Genomic DNA, 20,325 nt, shown 5'->3' with positions numbered 1-20,325 from the left:
CCAAAAAAGAAAGAGAATTTTCAGGAAATGCACAGTACAAAGAGTGAACAATAGCGGCAATGGGTATAGGAAAAGCAACAAAACTATTCCAGAGGAGAATAAATTATGGAGAAAACAGCCATCATTACCGGAGCAAATACCGGAATGGGATTCGAAACAGCGAAACAGCTTGCCGTGAAAGGATTTAATGTCATTATGGCCGTCCGGGACGAGAAGCGCGGGGGAGAAGCCATGAGGCAGATAAAGGCCAGTACCGGAGCTTCACGTGTGCGGGTGATGCGCTGTGATCTGTCCTCTCTTCAGGATATACATACCTTTGTGCGCCAGCTCGAACAGATCGTTCCCTGTGTGGATGTACTGGTTAACAATGCCGGCGTAGTATCGCTGAAAAGAGAGCTTACCGAGGATGGTTTTGAAAGCATGATCGGCGTGAATCATCTGGGGCACTTCGCTCTGACACTGCAGCTGCTGCCTCTGCTTGAATGTTCGGCAGAAGAGGCACGTATCATTAATGTTTCGTCAGGAGCGCACAAATATGGAAGCATTCATTTTCCGGACCCTCATTTAACCAGGGGATATGGAACATGGAAAGGGTACGCCCAGTCAAAGCTGGCGAACGTTTTATTTACATACGCCCTTGCTTCCCGTCTAGAAGGGACGAGTATTCGTGTTAATGCCCTGCATCCCGGCGGGGTAAGTACTATGCTTGGAGTGGACCGGTCTACAGGCTTTGGGCGCCGTATTCATCAAACAATCCGGCCAATGCTTCGCACAGCGGCAGAAGGTGCGGAAACATCGGTGTATCTTGCCGCTTCCCGTGAAGTGGATGGGGTGCATGGCAAATACTTTATTGATTCTTTTGAAGAAGATACTGCCCCTCATGCCCGCGACAAGGAGCTCCAGGAAAAGGTATGGGAATGGAGCATGGACCAGACGAATGTGGAACGACTGCTGGAGGCAGAGTGGATCAATAGATTATAACGCGAAAATCAGTAACACAGCTTTATTTTTTTGATTATGTATTTTAAAATATATTAAATACAGGAAATGACAGAAAGGATTATTGGTGTTGAGTAAACAACTGTACAATTTCATGTTAAACCATGCAGAAGAGATCGTGACTACATGGATGGAAGATATTGAAGCACAGTCGGAAGCTATCTATCCGAACGATGCCGACCGGCGGGAGGCATTCCGGGGAAGACTCAAGGGATTCATTCAGGAAACGGCAAAAGCAGTAATAGGGGAAGAACCATCACTTACTGACTGGGCGCAGCTTACGGCCATGGACGGGCTTGAAAACCAGGGGCCGAGATTTTACTCGGTAGAGTTTTTCAGAGTCGGGCGTGTTGACCTCTGGAAGCGTCTGTCTACCTACTTCAAAGAACGGGAGGACGAGATTTCTCCGCTGCAGGTGGCTGAGTGGGCAGAGAAGATTCAGTCGGTGTTTGAAAAGGGACTGGAGCTTGTAAACCAATACTACTATCAGATGAACGAAGCTCAGCTCGAGGCCCAGCAGCAGATGATGGTGGAGCTGAGTGTGCCGATCATTAAATTAATAGGGGATATTGGTGTCCTCCCACTTGTCGGAGATATTGATACGCACCGGGCGAAAATGATTGAAGACGTGACACTTACAGAGGTGGCAAAGCTTGAACTCGATGTACTGATTATTGATATGTCCGGAGTGCCGATCATCGATACAATGGTAGCTCAGCAGCTGTTTAACCTGCATCACGGGCTGAGTTTAATCGGCACGGAAATCATTATTACCGGCATTCGCCCGGAAATTGCAGAAACGGCCGTGCGGCTTGGGATTGATTTCAGTAAAGTAAAAACCTTTGCTCATCTGCAGCAGGCCCTCGAACAGAAGATGAATATTCAAATTAAGAAATAACAAGTATACAGATGCAAAAATAGCCCTTCGCAGTAAGTCTGCAAAGGGCTATTGTAGTAAATATGCCGGAAATTCCTAGTACTCGCTGTAATTCGACAGCGCGTAGGAGGAATCGTTGGATGACCGGACATTTGCTTTATTATTCAATTCGGCAGTGAGCTCCAGAAACCACTGTTTATCATTGGTGACCAATGCAAGATCAATCAGGTCATGCAATTCATCTTCTGAAACAGGCTGTACGGTATTCAGCTTGCTTACTTTGTGGAGCAGCAGTTCAGCTGATTTTTCCATTATATCCTGATTATCAGAGGAGATGACTTTTACTTTAATGGTTTGATAAGATTCTTCAATTGCTTCTACATAGCCTACAACCAATTCACCATAAATGGTGGTTCCTCGAACCCAATCTCCTACCGAAATAATATCGTTTGTTGGTAACATTCGCGTAACCTCCTAAGGATTACCTATTAATTAATAGTGTTGTAATCTGAATTATCTATAACTATACATTTCCCTGTTTTTGATTGCAAAAACATTGCTCAGTTAATTTGTGATACATTTTTTCAGCATGTCGGCAATAGTAAATTGATCAAGGTGTTCTCCAAAAACGTATTCACCCTCCGAAAAAACACCGCCCAGCACTTGTTTCATATTAGCCCCAACGGAGCAATCGGGGTTTTCATCCGGGCACCGGGGCTGCAAAGTGCCTTTCGATGTGACCTGGTATACATCCCACAATGTGACGGACTCCGGAGGGTGGGAAAGGACAAAACCTCCACCGGCGCCTTCCTTGGACTGAATCAAATCATGCTGCTTCAACAGGCTTAACACCTTACGGATCCGAACCGGGTGCACGGAGGCACTTTCAGCAATGAAAGAGCTTGAGGCAGCTTTCTCCGGCTGATGGGCGAGCAGTGTCAAACTGTGTACAGCTAAAGAAAAGTGGCTGTTCATACGTATCTCTCCGGGTAAAAAGAATTGTTAATGTTTATACTGTAATTATAAATATTACAGTTTTGTTTGTCAACGTTTGACGCCTGTGGAAAATGAACGGAAGCTGCTCGACAGGGAGAAATATTATCACTGTTCCGGTCAACTCGTTATGATTCACAAGCCTTTTCGTGTTATAATATACTTCTATTCATGCATTGTACTTTTCCGTGTCATTGATCCCATGAAAAGGAGTGAAGACATGAAAACATTTGAAGAGGTGGTCCGTACTTTAGCGGACATTGAAATGCAGTCTGTTGCTCAAACGAGATCAAGACACGAATTCCAGAACGAGCGCGAATACTATTCCCATTTTCTCCGCAATAAAGATCTTTCTTTTTATTTGGAAACTGTCGAAGAGATGTTTCCATTAGAAGCAAAGAAATACGGAGCAGAGGAAATTGTGCGTGGGATGGCTGAATATATCGAAGCAGGTGCCATGCCTGAGCGGGAGCCGCTGACTGAATAAAGGGGAAGCGGAAGATAAATAAACCGAATTGAATGTTATATCCGAAGGGTCCGGTTTACCGGGCCTTTTTTATTTTTGCAAATTCAACTTAAAAGGATGGTTTAAAAACAGAGGCATACATGCCTTTTGCAGAGAGAAGAAAAAACAAAGGGGAGGCGAAGAAAATGGAAGTCAGTCCGGAATTTCTGCTGTACATGTCATTCATCGGTACGACAAGTACGGCGCTGATGCAGCTGTTAAAGCAGGCGCTCCCGCTGCCGAAAAAGTATATCCCCCTTCTGACGCTCGGGATCGGGGCAGCCCTGGCACTTCTCCCTTTTCCGTACTCGAATGCCGTTCTGGCAGAGCGGGTATGGGCAGGCGTGCTTGCTGGACTCGGGGGCACCGGAATTTTTGAAAATGTGCAGAAAAACAGAAAATAGTAAAATATCCTGCTGAAACCTGAGTGAGGACTCAGATAGAAAAAAAGAGAAAGAAATCAATTCCCTCCTCTTGTTCAGAAAACTTTTTCATTTGCGGGGACAGGAAAATTTTTATATAATATGTCTGCGCACAACAAGAATCCCCCGCTTGCAGCAGGGGATTTTTATTGAGGTTTTGTTATGCTTTTAAATAACGTGGGCGCTGTTTGGGTATATTTCCCGCTGCTGTTAAAAGAAACGAAACAAAACCCTTGTGTGACAAGGCTTCCTGATTGCAAGACAGGGAGTCAGGAATGTATCTTGCAAATATATTCCGGATAGGTGAGAACAAATGACAGAAGAAAATCAATCGTACCGGGTGTTACTGTATTACAATTACACGTACGTGGAAGACCCTGAGACCTTTGCTGCAGAGCATCTGGCTTTCTGCAAGGAGCTTGGTTTGAAGGGGCGGATTATTGTTGCAGAGGAAGGCATCAATGGTACTGTTTCCGGCACTGTAGAACAGACGGAGGCATACATGCAGGAGCTGACAGGCGATGAGCGGTTTAAAGATACCGAATTCAAGGTGGACTATGCCGACGGGCACGCATTCAAAAAAATGCATGTGCGTCCGCGTTCAGAGCTGGTGTCGCTGTATCTTGAAGATGACATTAACCCAAATGAACAGACTGGTGAACACTTGAGCCCGAAAGAATTTTACGAAGCGCTTCAAAGCGATGAAACCATCGTTCTTGATGCCCGGAATGACTATGAATATGATCTTGGGCATTTCCGCGGAGCGATTCGCCCGGACATTAATGCCTTCCGGGAGCTGCCGGACTGGGTCAGGGAAAACCGGGAGCAGCTTGAAGGTAAAAAAATATTAACCTATTGTACCGGGGGCATCCGCTGTGAGAAGTTTTCCGGATTTTTGAAAGAAGAAGGGTTTGACGATGTGGCACAGCTGCACGGCGGTATCGTTTCCTACGGTAAGGACCCTGAAGTAAAAGGGGAACTGTGGGACGGAAAGTGCTATGTATTTGACCAGCGTATCAGTGTGCCGATCAATCAGGTTGAGCATCGCGTAATCGGCAGGGACCACTTTGACGGGGAACCTTGTGAACGATACGTTAACTGTGCAGATCCTGACTGTAACAACCAGATCATCTGCTCTGAGGAAAATGAGCATAAATATATGAGAAGCTGCACAACGGAATGCATGACTCATCCAAGAAACCGTTACATGGAAGAGCAAGGGCTGACGGCAAAAGACGTGCAGGAAAAAATCGAAGCGAGAAAAGCAGAACAGATGCAGAATGCATAAATACAAATAACGAAGCCTCCGGCATTCTGTGCCGGGGGCTTCATTTAGGTTCGTCTGCGGTATTTGTTCCAAAGTGTAAGCTCCAGGGCGATAATGCAGACAAGCAGCCAGAACAAGCCGACTGAAATGCCTGCGATTACATCTGTAAAGTAATGAACGTCCAGGAACATACGGCTGACGGCGACAAGCAGAGCAGCGAGCGTCAGCAGTATGCCGAGCATCCACTTCCATACAGTGGCCAGTGTACTTCGGATAACAAGATAGGTAAGGAATCCGTAAAAAGTAACGGCTCCAGTAGCGTGGCCACTCGGAAAGCTGTATCCGGTCCCGTCATAGGCGGCGAGCACTTCCGGGCGCTCTCTTGAGAAGAAATTTTTGAAAACAGTGGTGATAATGCTGATGCCAATCATATTTACGACAAAATAAACTGCATGCCATCTGCTGAAGGATGAAAAAAACAACAGATATACTGTGATAGCAGCGGCACCGATTGTCAGCCAGGTAACTGAACCGCCTTCCGTAATGATGCCCATTATGGACTGCAGAAGATCGGTATTGAGCGCTGATACAATATTTTGGGCTGTTCGGTCGACCATAAATGTTTCCTGTTCGAGTACCTCTTCACCCATCTCGAGAAATAAAAAAGCTGTCGTAAACAGTGCGAGCAGACCGGCAATGATAAGTATCCAGGAACTTTTTGGAACATCGGACAGTTGAAGACCTTTGAAAGACAATGACATTTGCTCCCTTTATTTGTTTTTAGACCTATTCCCTTGAGGATTATGGTATTAAACAAAAAACCAGGCTGCGCGAGGGCAGCCTGGAGCGTATTGGTAGTGCCGGTTAAACCTTCGTGTTTGGTTTCCGGTCTTCCTGTTCTTTTTCCATTTCGGGTTTGCCTGTTTCGCCCATGCCGCGCATAAAAGCAATACCGAGCGAAAGCGTGTGGTTTACTTCCGGGTCCCGGAGGAGCTTTAACAATTGGAAAATGTTCACGGTTTGTTTTTCCTGTTCTTTCTCCTCTTCGAGTTTTGCTACACGCTCAAGTCCTTTGTTTAATTTCAACAGGAGTGGCTGCATGCTTTCAATATCGAGCTTTCCGGCTTCGCCGGCAAGGAGAAGCATATTTTTAATCATGTTGGTGCTTCCTTCGGTATTCATCGCGTTTACCGCTACGTTTAATACCTTATCGCCTTCGCTTAGAAGTCCATTTGCCATATCAAGCAGGCCGGACTCATCAAGAAGGTTCGCAGTGCGCATCATCTTTTCCAGGCTTTCCTTGTTATCAAGCAGCTGGGACTGGAGTTCTTCCATGTCCCGCTGTTTGATTTCTTCTTCGGAGAATTTCAGCTTCTCAATATGAGTTATGCGCTCAGCCATTAGCGGTTCTCCTTTCTCACCATGTCGCCAGGGAAGATGTAGTCATTACGTTTCCATTTCCGTTCAACTTCCACGCCGTTCTGAGGGTTAGGATTTCCGTATCGGAAATTGTTGTTCGGCATCGGTGCTTCGCCGTCTGTACTGAGTATTTCCATGAATACCTGCGTTTCTTTGTAGGCCGGTGTATCCGTATCCTTATCAGCTTCGCTGCTCGTAAGTCGGTTAATGGCTGATTCACCGGAATTGTTCATTGGAATGTAAAGCTGTTTTTCTTTCACACGGTCAGTAACAAGCGCCTGGATGCGTACAGCCCCGTACGGCGATTTCAAGCGAACAAGGGCGCCGCTTTCGAGTCCGCGTTCTTCGGCGAGTTCCGGAGAAATTTCCACGAAATTGTCCGGGGTTTTCAGCGTGATTCCTTCCGTTTTGTACGTCATATTGCCTTCGTGGAAGTGCTCAAGCATCCGTCCGTTGTTCACGTGCAGGTCGTACTGCTCGCCGAAGGTTTGTGGTTCGGTCCAGTGAACCGGATAGAATCTTGCTTTTCCGTTCGGGAACTGGAAGTGGGATTCGTAAAGAAGCGGCTCATCCTTGCCTTCTTTGGTTACAGGCCATACGAGAGAGTTATATCCTTCAAGCCGTTCGTAGGATACTCCTTCGAAGAACGGGGAGAGTGAAGCAGCTTCTGCCATAATTTCAGACGGGTGGCTGTAGTTCCAGTCTGCGCCCATCCGGTTAGCCACAAGCTGAAGAATTTCCCAGTCCGGCTTAGAGTTACCGAGTGGATCAAGCGCCTTGTATAAACGCTGGAAGCGGCGCTCGGTGTTTACAAACGTGCCGTCTTTTTCGAGACTTGGGCTTGCAGGAAGTACAACGTCCGCAAACTTGGCGGTTTCGGATAAGAAGATATCCTGTACTACGAAGAAGTCGAGCTTCTCGAAGCCCTGCTGTACGTAGTTAATGTTAGAGTCTACAAGCGCCATTTCCTCGCCTTTCAAATAGAGGCTGCGGAGGCGGCCTTCGTGCATCGCATCGACCATCTCATGGTTGGTCATGCCGACTTCACTGGAAAGCTCTGTGTTCCAGCCCTGCTCAAACTTCCGGCGGACGTTTTCGTCTTCCACGGATTGGTAGCCTGGAAGAAGATTCGGTGCACTTCCGAAGTCTGTTGCGCCCTGAACGTTATTATGTCCGCGAAGCGGGTAGGAGCCGGTTCCGTGACGGCCGTAGTTGCCGGAGACAAGCAGGAGGTTCGATATTGCAGTACTTGTATCCGCGCCGCCGGAGTGCTGGGTAACACCCATCGCCCACAGGGCACAGGTAGTATCTGCTTCGTGAATGCTTTCGGCGATGCCAATCAATTCCTCACGGGAGAGTCCGGTCTGCTCTACAGCGTAATCGATGGTGTACATCTCGAGTTCTTTCACAAAGTCGTCGTAGTAATCCACGCGTTCATTAATAAACTCTGTGTCTTCCCAGCCCTGGTCGATAATGTATTTTGCTACTGCGTTCAGCCATACAAGGTCCGAGCCTGGTTTCGGCTGGATAAACATGTCCGAGCGTTCCGCCATTTCATGTTTTCTGATGTCGGAGACGATCAGCTTCTGGTTGCGCAGCTTATGGGAGCTTTTAATCCGCGTGGCAAGAACCGGGTGGGATTCAGATGTGTTTGTCCCGACGGTAATAATAAGCTCCGCGTTTTTAATATCTTCTATCGTGCCGGTGTCCCCGCCGTAGCCTACTGTGCGGAAAAGGCCCTGGGTAGCAGGAGTCTGGCAGTACCGGGAACAGTTATCAATGTTGTTTGTGCCCATAACGGAGCGGGAGAGCTTCTGCATAAGGTAGGACTCTTCGTTCGTTGTCTTGGAAGAGCTGATAAATGCAAGAGCGTCGTTGCCGCTTTCTTCTTTAATGGAAGTGAAGTTCTTCTGAATAACATCTAAAGCATGCTCCCACGTAGTTTCGACAAACTGGCCGTTTTCACGGACGAGCGGATTCTGAAGGCGCTCTTCGCTGTTTACAAAATCCCAGCCGAATTTGCCTTTCACACAGGTGGAAATGCCGTTTGCAGGTGCTTCTGCCTGAGGCTCAATTTTAAGGATTTCACGGTCCTTCGTCCAGACATCAAAGCTGCAGCCGACTCCGCAATAAGTACAAACTGTTTTCGTTTTTTCAATACGGTCGTCGCGCATTTTGGATTCCATGTTGGAGAGAGCTAGAATTGAGCTGTAGCCGGTTTCAACGTCCTTGGTGATATCGATCATCGGACGAAGGGTATCTTCTTTGATTCCGGTCATGTAGCCGGCTTCGCCTTCCATATTTGTTTCGATTAAAGCGTTACATGGACAGACGGTGGAACAGTGGCCACAGGATACACAGGAGGATTCGCCGATAGGAACATCGTTATCCCAGATAACACGGGGGCGTTCACGTTCCCAGTCAATGGAAAGGGTTTCGGTCACCTGGACGTCCTGACAGGCCTCCACACAGCGGCCGCAGAGAATGCACTGATCCGGATCATACCGGTAGTGAGGGTTAGTATAATCTTTTTCATACGGCTTAGTTTCAAAGGGAACGCTCTGGTGTTCGACACGCATTGCTTCCACTGTATTATGAATTTCACAGCCGCCATTATTGTAATCGCAGACGGTACAGTACAGCTCGTGATTATGCAGAATCCGGTCCATCGCAATCTTTTGTGCCTGATCAACGTCAGGGGTGAGGGTTTCGATGACATCATCTTCTTTAAATTCGGTGGAACAGGCACGGACAATTTCTCCGTTTACCTTCACCATACAGGTGTCACAGGTTTCAATTGCGCCTAAGCTCGGGTGATAACAGACATTTGGGACTTCCTCATTGGTGCCGCGCGTGTAGTCGAGGATTGTAGAGTCATCCGATACTTTGCGCTCGGTGCCATTCATCGTTACTCGAATAATCGACAAAATAATCATCCTTCCATTTTGGAAATAAAGTTGGACTAAAGGAATAAAAAAGTAGTGGACGGTAGATGAATGCAGCACTCGCTTATGTAATAGTCAAGGGAGTGCACCTTTATTCTAGGGATTACAGGGGAAAATGTAAAAAAATAATAAAGATATACTCCCACACTTCCACGAAATTAAAAATTTAAAACAATATTTTAATAATTATCGGCCGCCCTGTTGACCCGTGTGGCATTTGTGATTAAATCAAAACTAGATTATAATGCTTTTGGATAGTAAATATGTGAATAATACTTAATTAAAGGACACTGATAAACATGAGGCCAACAGAAAACGAAAAGGATATCGCAAGCTTTGCCGGCAAACTGCTTCGGGAGAGATTCGGCAAAGGCCCGGAAGCCGCGCATGTGGTAATGCAGGGACCGTTCATCACCATCTACCTGCGGCATTTCCTGAGCCCAATGGAGCGGGTCATTCTCGAGCAGGAGGGCGAACAGGCTGTTTTCCGTCTGCGTGAAAGCATGATGCACAAAATTGTTCCGGAAATTAACGGATACGTGCAGTCGGTCACCGGCCAGGTGTATAAAAACTTTTACCACGACAGCGATTTTAATAAAGAATCGAGTATATTTGTCGGAATCGACGAAAATGCATATGACGGCGAAAATCCGTTTAAAGAATATGCGGGTAAAAAGAAGCTTGAAGAGCGTGTAAGGCAGGTTACTGCAGAGGCAGAAAAGGAACCCGACAAAGTCTTTTCAGGAATGCTGAATAATAAGACTGTTCTCGTGATCCGGGAAGGGCTGCTGATTAACATTGAAAAAGAGTTAGTACAGCAAGGATATGAAGAGCAGCTGAAGGTAACTAAACGCAAGCTGGAAAAACGACTGTTAATAGAAGGGAAGTCGTTTACCTCCATTGCCGGGATGAACATTGCTGACGTGTTTGTTGACTGGGACTTTGAACGGGACCGCAGCGTCATTGTTTTTATTATGAGCGGGTCGGGCTAGAGGCAGGGTGCTCCTCCAGCCAGCCTTCTTTATCAGCCGGCGTATGCCTGAAAACAGTGGACACAGTAAGAGTAGTTCTTTTGAGTGAGTGGCTGCAGGGCAGCTTCTTCCAGCAGGCTTTCCCAGTCCGAGGGCCTGCTGTTGCTCATACAGCGGTCATTAACAAATACCGATTTGTGAATCTTTTGACCGTCGTGATCAATTAAAAATTTCATAAATTAAAAGGATGCTCCTTTCACAAAACAAATAAAAAAAAGCCAAAAAGATAAACAGGAGGCAGGTACCTCGTGTCTCTTTTTGGCTTATGGGAAATAGCGCCATTGTCTATCCATTTCCACCGTTTATTTAATTGCTCTTAAGTAATTGCTTCGTATGTACACCCTAAAGGATATGGCGTTTAATTGCAACCATGATAAAAACAGGCAGCAATGCTATTCGCTGGCCGGTGTATCGACTAATCCGGTGAAACGCAGACGGAAAGACGTTTCGTCTTCATCAATATAGCCCCAGGCAATACGATCTTTTTTCCAAAAGATTTTAAATTGGTTACGGTCAACAATTTCAAAGCTGTCGCACTCTGAGATGATTCCAAGCATCTCCAGTTCACGGCAGATTCTCTTTGTCTCTGATAAATACCACATATTCTCCCAGCGAGGGTGCTCAAAACGGCTTGTTATTTCTGCAATAACTTCAATAGAGCCATTCTGGAGAACACGGTACCGGCCGAAGGAAGCTGCTTGATATTCCATGTATTTCTCCCCATTCGTTTTTCTTTTATTATGCATGAAAAACTAGGTAATTTCTACTTTTAAAAAACTCCCGGCCTCGGCCGGGAGTAAAAAGTTTTGGAGAGAAAGTGATGCTCCAATTAAATTTTTGAATTAGAGAAAAGCTGTTTTATTTCCATTTCATGACGACCTTCAGTTTGTTCTGCTCAAAGTAGTAGGAGTCTATTTTTCCATAAGGAACTTTTTTCATAGGCTCAAATACTTCCAGGTGAAAACCTGCCTGCTGCTCTTGAGCAGAGAAATAAGGCGGGCGGTCGAAGATTTCCCTGAATACGTCGTCCGCTTCTAAAGGGGAAATGGATTTTAACGTGAAGTAAAGGGTCCGCTCTGAAGCGTGGGAAGGTTCCAGCAGCATACTGAAGCGGCTCTGGCTGCTGTCATTTTTAACGCCTTCAATACGCAGGACCTGGTCCTGGATATGAACGGCGGAAATATCCACATTGTCCATTTTTTTAACCTGAAGTACCTTCAAAAACATTTTTTCCGTTACTGGAATGGTTACTCCGTTTTCTTTTGCGTCGGTCACTCGTTTTTTAATAGATGAAAAAAGACTCACTATTGATTTCCTCCTCATAAATTGGCTACTTATACACATTCCCGGATAAGCCTGTGAAGGAACGTCTTTTTTAGTTCGGAATAGATTTTTATTCGCTTAATTAAAAAATGAATTTCAGTATGGAAATGGAAGCAGCCGTCCTTAAGGATCTCTGTCCGCTTAATAAAGTTTATTGATTAAACAAACAAAGAATGTTAATGTGGTTTGTGATCGCTTACATAGAGGAAGGAGGGAAGAGTAGCACGTCTACTCAAGTATATGAATTCTAAACGAACGATGTATGTAGTATTAGTTACCATGGTAGCTACACTTGGCGGCTTATTGTTTGGTTATGATACGGCCGTGATTTCCGGAGCGGAGGGGTCACTGCAGACCTATTTCGCTGAAAGCCTGAATCTGAGTCCGTTTATTCACGGAATTACCGTTTCAAGCGCACTTATCGGTTGTATTATCGGGGGTTTGATTTCAGGTTTTTTGGCAAATCGTATTGGAAGAAAATTCACGTTAGTTATAGCAGCGGTTTTGTTTCTTCTTTCCGCATTGGGTTCAGCCTACCCGGAGCTGTTATTCTTTACTGCCGGGGAGCCTTCGATCGCTCTCTTAGTTGTATTTAATATTTACCGTATTATCGGCGGTATCGGAGTGGGGCTGGCCTCAGCGGTTGCGCCGATGTATATTGGTGAAATGGCTCCACCCAATATTCGCGGGAGGCTTGTCTCCCTCAACCAGTTTGCGATTATTTTCGGTCAGTTTGTCGTATACTTTGTCAACTGGGGGATTGCCCGAGGACAAACAGCGGAATGGGTGGATGCTCTCGGCTGGAGGTATATGTTTGCTTCGGAAGCGATTCCAGCTGCTTTGTTTTTGCTGTTCATGCTAACAGTGCCGGAGACGCCGCGTTATTTGGTTTCCAAAAACCGGGACGACAAAGCCATGAAGATTTTATCCAGGATCTATGATCAGACGATGGCTAAGGCTACATTCTATGAAATTAATCAGTCATTTGATAAAAGAAAAGAAAAATTGTTCGCCTACGGAAAGCTGATTATTATTATTGGTATTCTCCTGTCGATTTTTCAGCAGTTTGTCGGCATTAACGTTGCGCTGTATTATGCCCCGAGAATATTTGAAAGCATGGGAGCGGCAAGGGACGCTTCGTTATTCCAGACCATTATTATGGGGGCCGTCAATTTAATATTTACAGTCATTGCTATCATGACAGTAGACAAATTCGGTCGTAAGCCACTGCTGATTATCGGCTCTATTGGAATGACCATAGGCATGTTTGGTGTTTCGGCTCTCGCTTTTACCGGCACAATTGGTATAGCGACGCTTGTATTTATTATCATCTATACGGCTTCCTTTATGATGTCGTGGGGACCAGTGGTATGGGTGCTTTTATCCGAAATATTCCCGAACAAAATCCGCGGTCAGGCTCTCGCTATTGCGGTGGCAGCCCAGTGGGCAGCTAACTATTTTATTTCTTCCACGTATCCAGCCATGATTGAGTTCAGCGGTGGATTAACGTACGGATTTTACGGTCTCATGAGCATATTGTCTGCTTTGTTCGTATGGAAATTTGTCCCTGAAACGAAAGGGAAAACGCTTGAAGAGATAGAGATGGGATTAAAAAAGTAAGAGTATAAAAAAAGAGGCCCGGCTGCCATTAGTGCAGTCCGGGCCTTCTGTATTTTATGCTTCGTTTTCTTCTTTAGGAACATAATGAAAGTATTCAAAATCTGCAGGCTTGGAAGAAAAACTGTCCTGGCACTGCATACCGACAAAAGCGCCTGTAAAAAAGCCATCGCCCTGGATATGGTCATCCGATAGTTTAGCGGAAGGAAAAGAAATATCCACCGCAGTCCAAGTGTTCCCATCAAATGAATAGGAGAACCAATACTTGTCCATACGTACAGAGACTTTAAGATAAATCGTTTCTACATTGCGTTCAATTTCAATATCGCTGTCTCCAAGCGGCGTGTCGAACTGATAATGGTCATTAGCTAGAAGGGTTAAAATCCTTCCTTTACTTTCATCGTGGGTAATGTAAAAATAAACCCAGTTTTGCGTATTGTAATAGCAGACCATGCCTGCGGACTGCTGAAAATGATCCGGATCAAACTGAACGGCGGTTTCAGCATCAAAATAAAAGTGCTGCCACCTTCTTGCGACAAATGCCTGGGTGAATTTGGACGTCAGGGAGTCTTTACCGTACAGCCGCAAATAGCCTGGGCGGTCTTTAAACGATAACGTATTTTCTTCTAAAGGGATCCGCAGTGTCTGGAAGCTCTTATCCAAATTACCGGTGTTAAAATGACTGTAAACAGGAGAAGCTGATTGCTGTGGCTCCTCCGAAAGACCAGGGCCCTCCACGTATAGCGAAGGTTCATTGCCGCCGGCTATGTAAGGCCATTCTTTTTCCCAATAAACCTTTTGAATGGCGGTTTCTCTTCCGAGAGGGCAGAAGCCCCGCGGATCCAATAAAGGTTTTTGTGCCTCTTTTAACGGCCGGCCGGTCAGGTGTACAAAATACCATTCGCCGTTCTGTGTTTCTACAAGAGAGCCGTGCCCCGCTTTCTGCAGAGGGTTTCTCGGATAGGGCCAGGACGTAATAAACGGGTTTTCCGGGTGGACCTCGTAAGGGCCGAATAGTGATTTGGACCGTGCAATGGTAGCTGCGTGGTCAAAGGTAGTGCCGCCTTCTGCTGTAAGCAGATAATACCATCCATTAACTTTATATATATGTGGTCCCTCGGTCAGCTTGATATCTGTACCGGTGAAAATAATCTGCCGCTCACCGATCAGCTTTTCTGCTTCAGCGTCGTATTCCTGCAGACCAATACCGTAAAAGCGGTGATTGCCCGGCCGGTAATCCCAGACCATATTCAGCAGGTATTTTCTGCCGTCGTCGTCATGATAGAGGGAAGGATCAAAGCCGGAGCTGTTCAAATACACAGGGTCGCTCCATTCACCGTCAATCGTATCGCAGGTGACGAGGTAATTATGGCCGTCCTTCCAGATGCCGTCGATTTGTTTAATATCTGAATAAATAAGCCAGAACTGATTATGGTGCCAGGAAAGAGCGGGCGCCCAGACGCCGCCTGAGTCCGGATTGCCAGCCATATTCAGCTGGGAGGTCCGCTCGAGAGGATGTTTGACGACTTCCCAGTTTTTTAAATCCTTTGAGTGATGAATCTGCACCCCGGGGAACCATTCAAACGTGGAAGTAGCAATATAATAATTCTCTCCAGCTCTGCAAATACTCGGGTCAGGGTTAAAACCAGTCAAAATTGGGTTAGTAATTTGATCATTCACGAAAGTAGCCTCCTTAAATTGGCAACGCTTTCAAAATAGATTGTATAAGCAATAAACTAAATATAACTTAATTCCTGATTCTGCTCAACTATCAATTTGTTTTAAAGCGAAAAAGTGGATAAAAACATAAATTATTGCGAATAGATACCCATAACTTTGTTTAATTAAAAAACTATATAATAACCAAAAGAAAATATATGCTATTATGTACGTAAACCGAACAAAATTGAGACGTAGGAGAAGATAATATGCGCACGGGAGACCAAACTCTGGTAAAGCAAATAAATAAATCAATTGTGCTGACGACCGTTCAGCAGAAAAGCCCAATCTCGAGGGCGCAAATTTCTAAAGATACCGGACTGAATAAAGCTACAGTTTCAAGTCTGATAGCCGACCTGCTGGAGGGCAGACTTGTGGAGGAGATGGGGGCAGGGCTTTCCAATGGAGGAAGAAAGCCGACGATGCTGTTTTTTAATAATAAAGCCGGCTATGCTATTGGAATTGATCTTGGAGTAAATTATGTTCTCGGTATACTGACAGATCTGCAGGGAGCGATCGTTGCTAAAATTAATGAACCGCTGATTTCCATTGATGAAGGGGCTGTGTTTAATAAGGTGGAGGAAGTCATTGAGGACCTTACGGAACAGGCGCCGAAAAGTGCCTATGGGATAGTGGGAATCGGTGTAGGTGTGCCGGGGCTGATCGATAACGAAGGGACCATTTTGTTCGCCCCAAACCTGGAGTGGAAAAATGTGCATTTAAAACAGCATCTGGAGAGAAAATACGAACTGCCGGTATTCATTGAAAATGAAGCAAAGGCTGGTTCGCACGGGGAAAAACGTTACGGAGCCGGCCAGGGCGTTTCGAACTTTATCTATGTAAGTATTGGTATCGGTGTCGGCGCCGGGATTTTTATTAATGACCAATTATACAAGGGCGGCAGCGGTATCTCAGGCGAAGTCGGTCACTTCACCATTGAACCAAATGGAAGGAAATGCCGGTGCGGCAATAAAGGCTGCTGGGAGCTGTACAGCTCAGAAGGCGCTCTGGTGGAAAAGACAGCCCATCTCTTTTCAGACCGGGAAGAAGTAACGACCGAATGCCTGATCGTAAAGGCAAAGGAAAGAAACCTGGAAGTGCTGAACGCTTTTGACCAGGTAGGGGAATATATTGGTATTGGACTTACGAATATTATCAACATATTCAACCCGGAAAAAATTATTATAGGCAACCGTTTTGCAGAATTGGAGCAGTGGCTTCGCAACCCTATCGAAAGAGTGTTTCAGCAGCGGCTTCACGAGGAATTCCGGGACTCTTTCACGTTATCCTTTTCCGAAAACAGCATTTATTCATGCGCGCTGGGCTCTGCGGCTTTTTCAATTGAAACATTTTTTTCAACCAGCAAAGTCACAGTTGTATAAGCATGGAAAGGAGTTTGTCCGATAATGAACAGTAAAATTTATCAAGCGCTTACATGGGTGATGAATTTTGCCTATGTGCAGGTGCTCTGGGTGTTTTTTACGCTGATGGGCGCTGTAGTCGCAGGCGTATTTCCGGCTACAAATGCTTTGTTTGCAGTAGTGCGGAAATGGGTGAGCGGAGAAAGGGATCTGCCGGTTTTTTCTTATTTCTGGAAGGTATATAAGCAGGAATTTATTCAGTCCAATAAACTTGGGGCGGTAGTCCTTTTTTTACTTGTGCTTGTTTTTCTCGATATTCAGTTCATAGCGGCAAGCGATACGCTGAACTGGCTGCACATACCGCTATTTGTTTATATCCTTTTTGTATTTGTTTTTCTTTTGTATCTGTTTCCATCGTTTGCTCATTTTGACGATAAACTAAGGAATGTTTTAAAAAATGCATTTTTTATTATGCTGACTCATCCCGGTCACTTATTCTTTTTAACGTTAAGCTTGTGTCTTCTGGGGGTTATTTTTTACATGGTGCCGGCACTCGGATTCATATTTGGCATAAGCGCCACGGCGTTTGTTGCTACCGTGGTTAATAAAAATATTTTCAGAAAAATTATAAAAACTTAGTTTGTTTACTGGACAAATGATGTAGGGGGTGTTACCTTAATATTAAGAAAAGGGGGAGGAAATTATGAAAAAGATGAAAGCGGTTACGTTTCTGGCGGCAGGTTGTGCAACAGCGATGGTAATGACAGGCTGTAACTCGGAATCTTCAGGCTCTGGCGACGGCGGCGGGGACGGGGAGCAAAAAACGATTGAATTTATGCACTTATGGCCAGAGGGAAGCTCAAAGGACCATTACGATATTGTAAACGACATCATAGCTGATTATGAAGAGCAGAATCCGGATACTACGGTGGAACTCGAGGTGCTGAGTAATGAGCAGTACAAGGAAAAGCTGCAGGTAACTTCTACATCGGGTGAACTGCCGGATGTGGGCATGACATGGCCGGGCGGTTTCCTTGAGCCTTACGTTGACGGTGAAATGTTTGCGCCGCTCGATGATGTGCTTGATGAGGACGGCCTGCGTGATTCATATGTGGAAGGTACTACGGAAGCGTATGAAATGGACGGAAGTACTTATGGACTGCCGCTCGAATTGAACGTAGCCCAGGTTTTCTATAACAGTGCGATATTTGATGAATACAATTTAGAAGAACCAGAAACATACGAAGAGCTTGAAGAAATTGTAAGCACGCTTCAGGAAAACGACGTGGCTCCGATTGCACTGGGCAACCAGGATCGTTGGACCGGCTCTCTCTGGTACATGTACATGGCAGATCGTCTCGGGGAAGATAACCTCCTGGACCAGGCAATCAATGGAGAAGCATCCTTTACGGAAGAACCATTGGTAAATGCGGCGGAAAAAACACAGAACCTGGCTTCAAGCGGAGCTTTCACTCAAGGATTTAACGGCCTTTCCGACCAGGAAGCAAAAAGCATGTTTATGAGTGAACAGGCAGCAATGTATTTAATTGCTACATGGGATCTTCCGAACTATACAACGGATGAAAGTGTTTCGCAGGATTTCCGGGATGCAGTTGACTATTTCGACTTCCCAACAGTAGAAGGTAAAGGCAATCAGAACAGCTATGTAGGCGGACCTGGCGTAGGGCTGTTTGTTTCTGAAGAGTCTGACGTAAAAGAAGAGTCTAAAGATTTTGTTAAGTACTTCTCTGAAGAGTGGGGCGAAAAATCCGTCAGTGATGCGGGCGTTATTCCAGCTACGAAAGTAAATACGGATAACGTGGACCTTCCTGATATGTACCTCGAAGTACTCGAAGATTTAAACAATGCTGACAACCTGACGTTGTTTGCGGATGTACAGATGAGCCCGGATGTTGCCGAAACTCACCTGACAGCCATTCAATCATTATTCGGTGAAGAAATTACGCCGGAGGAATTTGCTGAAATGCATGACGAAGCAATAGAAGAAGACGAGTAAATAAAAAAATGAATAAAGGGCATTCCTTCAGGGTTTGCCCTTTATATCATTCATGAATGCATTATGGACGTAAATGCAGAGCTTGGGGGCAAGTGAAATGAATAAAGTTATGTCGAATAAACTCATGATTACGCTTTACATATTCCCAGCTTTATTTCTCATTGCCGTACTTATTATAGTTCCACTCATACTGACCGGCTATTACGGCCTCATGGACTGGAACGGTATCGGGTCAATGACTTTTATTGGCATGGAAAACTACATCAATGCCATTCAGGACGGGGATTTTTGGGACAGTGCATGGCACTCTCTGCTGCTGGCTTTATTTTCAACCTTAAGCCTGGTGGTTTACCTGGCGGTATCCATGATTTTGGCTTCCAAAATCAAAGGTGCGGATTTATTAAGAAAAATTTATTTGATTCCGATGCTTTTGTCATCTGTCGCGATCGCACAGCTGTGGATTAAAGTGTACAACCCGGCAAACGGAATCCTGAATACGATTCTCCGCGGTATTGGCATTGAAAATCCGCCGTCGTGGCTGGCGAACCCGGATGTCGTGCTGTACGCCATATTCATACCGATTCTCTGGCAGTACGCAGGCTTTTATATCCTTATATACTATGCTGCATTGAAAAATATCCCGGAATCCTTGATTGAATCAGCAAGAATTGACGGAGCGAACCCAATGCAGATTGCCTACAAAATTAAGCTTCCTTTAATCATGGGTGTAGTAAAAGTAACCATTGTCCTGGCCATCGTCGGGTCGCTGAAATATTTCGATCTGATCTACGTAATGACCGGCGGAGGACCGAGTGGTTCGAGTGAAGTAATGGCATCGTACATGTATGATCTTGCTTTTAGTACGAATAACTTCGGTTACGGCAGTGCCATCGGCTTTTTACTGCTGATTATCACACTCGTCGTTACGGTTATCATCAGAAAATTAACTGCATCCAAAGAAGATATTCAGTACTAGTTGAAATGAGGTGAACGTTATGGGTCGAATTGGATATATTTTGTTATACACATGTTTGGCACTGGTAGCAGCTTTTCAGATCTTTCCGCTGCTGTGGCTGGTATTGTTTTCTCTTAAAGATAATGCCCAGATCTTTTCAGGTTCCCCGTTTGCGCTGCCGAATGATCCGCAGTTTGGAAATTACCTGAACGTCTGGCAGGGCGGTATAGGGCTGTACTTTTTCAACAGTGTGTGGATTACCGGGCTGGCTATTGTACTTACAGTACTTTTTGCCAGTATGGCGACATTTGCGATTACACGTATGAACTGGAAGCTGAATAAATTTGTGCTGGGACTGTTTATGGTCGGGTTGATGATTCCTATTCACTCTGCGCTGATTCCTTTGTTCAGTATGTTTCTCAGCGTGAACTTAATCGATAATCCATTATCAATTGTTCTCACATATACAACATACAATTTACCGATTACGATTATGATTCTGCTTGGCTTCTATTATACTCTGCCAAGAGAAATTGAAGAAGCGGCAGTGATGGACGGCTCTTCGATTAACCGGTTGTTTTTCACGATCATTTTGCCGATGACAACGCCGGTAATGTCTACCACTGTAATCATTAATATGATCTACAACTGGAACGAATTCGTGTTTGTGAATACATTTATCAGCTCGGATGAATACAAGACGCTGACCGTCGGTATTCAGAATTTCATCGGGCAGTATATGACAGATTGGGGTTCCATCGGGGCAACACTTGTTATCAGTATCATTCCGGTTTTACTGGCTTTTCTGTTTTTCAGCAACAAAGTGGTGGAGGGTATCTCTTCAAGCGCTGTTAAAGGCTGATACACCACAGTAA

At 45.3% G+C, this 20,325-nt stretch carries 21 protein-coding genes; 13 read left to right on the top strand and 8 right to left on the bottom strand.

All coding sequences use genetic code 11. The features are described from left to right. Positions 1–105: 105 nt before the first annotated feature. Positions 106–981: an SDR family oxidoreductase gene (locus tag ACTRXI_RS11590; protein WP_474262665.1), complete on the top strand. Its 876-nt coding sequence runs from the start codon at positions 106–108 to the stop codon at positions 979–981. An 88-nt stretch (positions 982–1,069) separates the two neighbouring features. Further along, on the top strand, positions 1,070–1,897 hold the full coding sequence (locus tag ACTRXI_RS11585) for an STAS domain-containing protein (protein WP_474262663.1): 828 nt from the start codon (positions 1,070–1,072) through the stop codon (positions 1,895–1,897). A 75-nt stretch (positions 1,898–1,972) separates the two neighbouring features. Here the strand turns inward: ACTRXI_RS11585 and ACTRXI_RS11580 are convergent, their stop codons facing one another. After that, the gene (locus ACTRXI_RS11580) at positions 1,973–2,338 is read right to left on the bottom strand and encodes an IDEAL domain-containing protein (RefSeq protein ID WP_474262661.1); all 366 of its coding nucleotides are present in this window, start codon (positions 2,336–2,338) and stop codon (positions 1,973–1,975) included. Positions 2,339–2,440: 102 nt separating this feature from the next. Then, positions 2,441–2,851 (bottom strand): RrF2 family transcriptional regulator, encoded by a 411-nt coding sequence (locus ACTRXI_RS11575; protein ID WP_474262659.1) that lies wholly within the window; start codon positions 2,849–2,851, stop codon positions 2,441–2,443. Positions 2,852–3,089: 238 nt separating this feature from the next. Here ACTRXI_RS11575 and ACTRXI_RS11570 point away from each other — a divergent pair, with 238 nt between their 5' ends. From ACTRXI_RS11570 to trhO, 3 genes are all read left to right on the top strand, one after another. Further along, the gene (locus tag ACTRXI_RS11570; protein ID WP_474262656.1) at positions 3,090–3,356 is read left to right on the top strand and encodes a hypothetical protein; all 267 of its coding nucleotides are present in this window, start codon (positions 3,090–3,092) and stop codon (positions 3,354–3,356) included. Between the two features lie 164 nt (positions 3,357–3,520). Beyond that, positions 3,521–3,778, top strand: a complete 258-nt coding sequence (locus tag ACTRXI_RS11565) for a holin (protein WP_474262653.1) — start codon at positions 3,521–3,523, stop codon at positions 3,776–3,778. A gap of 331 nt (positions 3,779–4,109) precedes the next feature. Then, entirely contained in the window at positions 4,110–5,084 is a 975-nt protein-coding gene (gene trhO / locus ACTRXI_RS11560; protein ID WP_474262651.1) for an oxygen-dependent tRNA uridine(34) hydroxylase TrhO, read from the top strand. A 44-nt stretch (positions 5,085–5,128) separates the two neighbouring features. Here trhO and ACTRXI_RS11555 read toward each other — a convergent pair whose 3' ends face one another. The 3 genes from ACTRXI_RS11555 to fdhF form a co-directional block, all read right to left on the bottom strand. Beyond that, a complete protein-coding gene (locus tag ACTRXI_RS11555) occupies positions 5,129–5,818 on the bottom strand; it encodes a phosphatase PAP2 family protein (RefSeq protein ID WP_474262648.1) in 690 nt (229 codons plus the stop codon). A 109-nt stretch (positions 5,819–5,927) separates the two neighbouring features. Beyond that, entirely contained in the window at positions 5,928–6,464 is a 537-nt protein-coding gene (locus ACTRXI_RS11550) for a helical membrane plugin domain-containing protein (RefSeq protein ID WP_474262646.1), read from the bottom strand. Continuing rightward, positions 6,464–9,418, bottom strand: coding sequence for a formate dehydrogenase subunit alpha (gene fdhF, locus ACTRXI_RS11545; protein WP_474262644.1), 2,955 nt, complete (start codon positions 9,416–9,418; stop codon positions 6,464–6,466). Before fdhF ends, ACTRXI_RS11550 begins: the two co-directional genes overlap by 1 nt. 308 nt (positions 9,419–9,726) lie before the next feature. On the opposite strand from fdhF, the gene ACTRXI_RS11540 reads away from it, so the two are divergent. Then, positions 9,727–10,419 carry a Na-translocating system protein MpsC family protein gene (locus tag ACTRXI_RS11540; protein ID WP_474262642.1) on the top strand — a complete coding sequence of 231 codons (693 nt, stop codon included), beginning with the start codon at positions 9,727–9,729 and terminating at the stop codon, positions 10,417–10,419. Between the two features lie 80 nt (positions 10,420–10,499). Then, positions 10,500–10,625, top strand: a complete 126-nt coding sequence (locus ACTRXI_RS11535; protein WP_474262640.1) for a hypothetical protein — start codon at positions 10,500–10,502, stop codon at positions 10,623–10,625. A 225-nt stretch (positions 10,626–10,850) separates the two neighbouring features. Here the strand turns inward: ACTRXI_RS11535 and ACTRXI_RS11530 are convergent, their stop codons facing one another. Continuing rightward, complete coding sequence (locus ACTRXI_RS11530; protein WP_474262638.1) at positions 10,851–11,168, bottom strand: hypothetical protein; 318 nt, start codon at positions 11,166–11,168, stop codon at positions 10,851–10,853. 148 nt (positions 11,169–11,316) lie between these two features. Beyond that, positions 11,317–11,763, bottom strand: a complete 447-nt coding sequence (locus ACTRXI_RS11525) for a hypothetical protein (RefSeq protein WP_091610069.1) — start codon at positions 11,761–11,763, stop codon at positions 11,317–11,319. Positions 11,764–12,021: 258 nt separating this feature from the next. On the opposite strand from ACTRXI_RS11525, the gene xylE reads away from it, so the two are divergent. Next, complete coding sequence (xylE, locus tag ACTRXI_RS11520; RefSeq protein ID WP_474262636.1) at positions 12,022–13,401, top strand: D-xylose transporter XylE; 1,380 nt, start codon at positions 12,022–12,024, stop codon at positions 13,399–13,401. A 54-nt stretch (positions 13,402–13,455) separates the two neighbouring features. Here xylE and ACTRXI_RS11515 read toward each other — a convergent pair whose 3' ends face one another. After that, positions 13,456–15,078 carry a glycoside hydrolase family 43 protein gene (locus ACTRXI_RS11515; protein ID WP_474262634.1) on the bottom strand — a complete coding sequence of 541 codons (1,623 nt, stop codon included), beginning with the start codon at positions 15,076–15,078 and terminating at the stop codon, positions 13,456–13,458. A gap of 248 nt (positions 15,079–15,326) precedes the next feature. Between ACTRXI_RS11515 and ACTRXI_RS11510 the strand changes: the two genes are divergently transcribed. The 5 genes from ACTRXI_RS11510 (at position 15,327) to ACTRXI_RS11490 (ending at position 20,312) form a co-directional block, all read left to right on the top strand. Further along, positions 15,327–16,499 (top strand): ROK family protein, encoded by a 1,173-nt coding sequence (locus tag ACTRXI_RS11510; protein ID WP_474262632.1) that lies wholly within the window; start codon positions 15,327–15,329, stop codon positions 16,497–16,499. A 24-nt stretch (positions 16,500–16,523) separates the two neighbouring features. After that, positions 16,524–17,117, top strand: a complete 594-nt coding sequence (locus ACTRXI_RS11505) for a YesL family protein (protein ID WP_474262630.1) — start codon at positions 16,524–16,526, stop codon at positions 17,115–17,117. Between the two features lie 64 nt (positions 17,118–17,181). Further along, a complete protein-coding gene (locus tag ACTRXI_RS11500; protein WP_474262628.1) occupies positions 17,182–18,495 on the top strand; it encodes an extracellular solute-binding protein in 1,314 nt (437 codons plus the stop codon). Positions 18,496–18,592: 97 nt separating this feature from the next. Beyond that, on the top strand, positions 18,593–19,471 hold the full coding sequence (locus tag ACTRXI_RS11495; RefSeq protein ID WP_474262626.1) for a carbohydrate ABC transporter permease: 879 nt from the start codon (positions 18,593–18,595) through the stop codon (positions 19,469–19,471). 19 nt (positions 19,472–19,490) lie between these two features. Next, on the top strand, positions 19,491–20,312 hold the full coding sequence (locus tag ACTRXI_RS11490; protein ID WP_474262624.1) for a carbohydrate ABC transporter permease: 822 nt from the start codon (positions 19,491–19,493) through the stop codon (positions 20,310–20,312). Positions 20,313–20,325: the final 13 nt, after the last annotated feature.

It is taken from the genome of Marinococcus sp. LNHM4E3-1 (assembly GCF_056034405.1).
The sequence above is the reverse complement of the archived record's forward strand: the minus strand, read 5'-3'. Positions and strand labels throughout refer to the sequence as shown.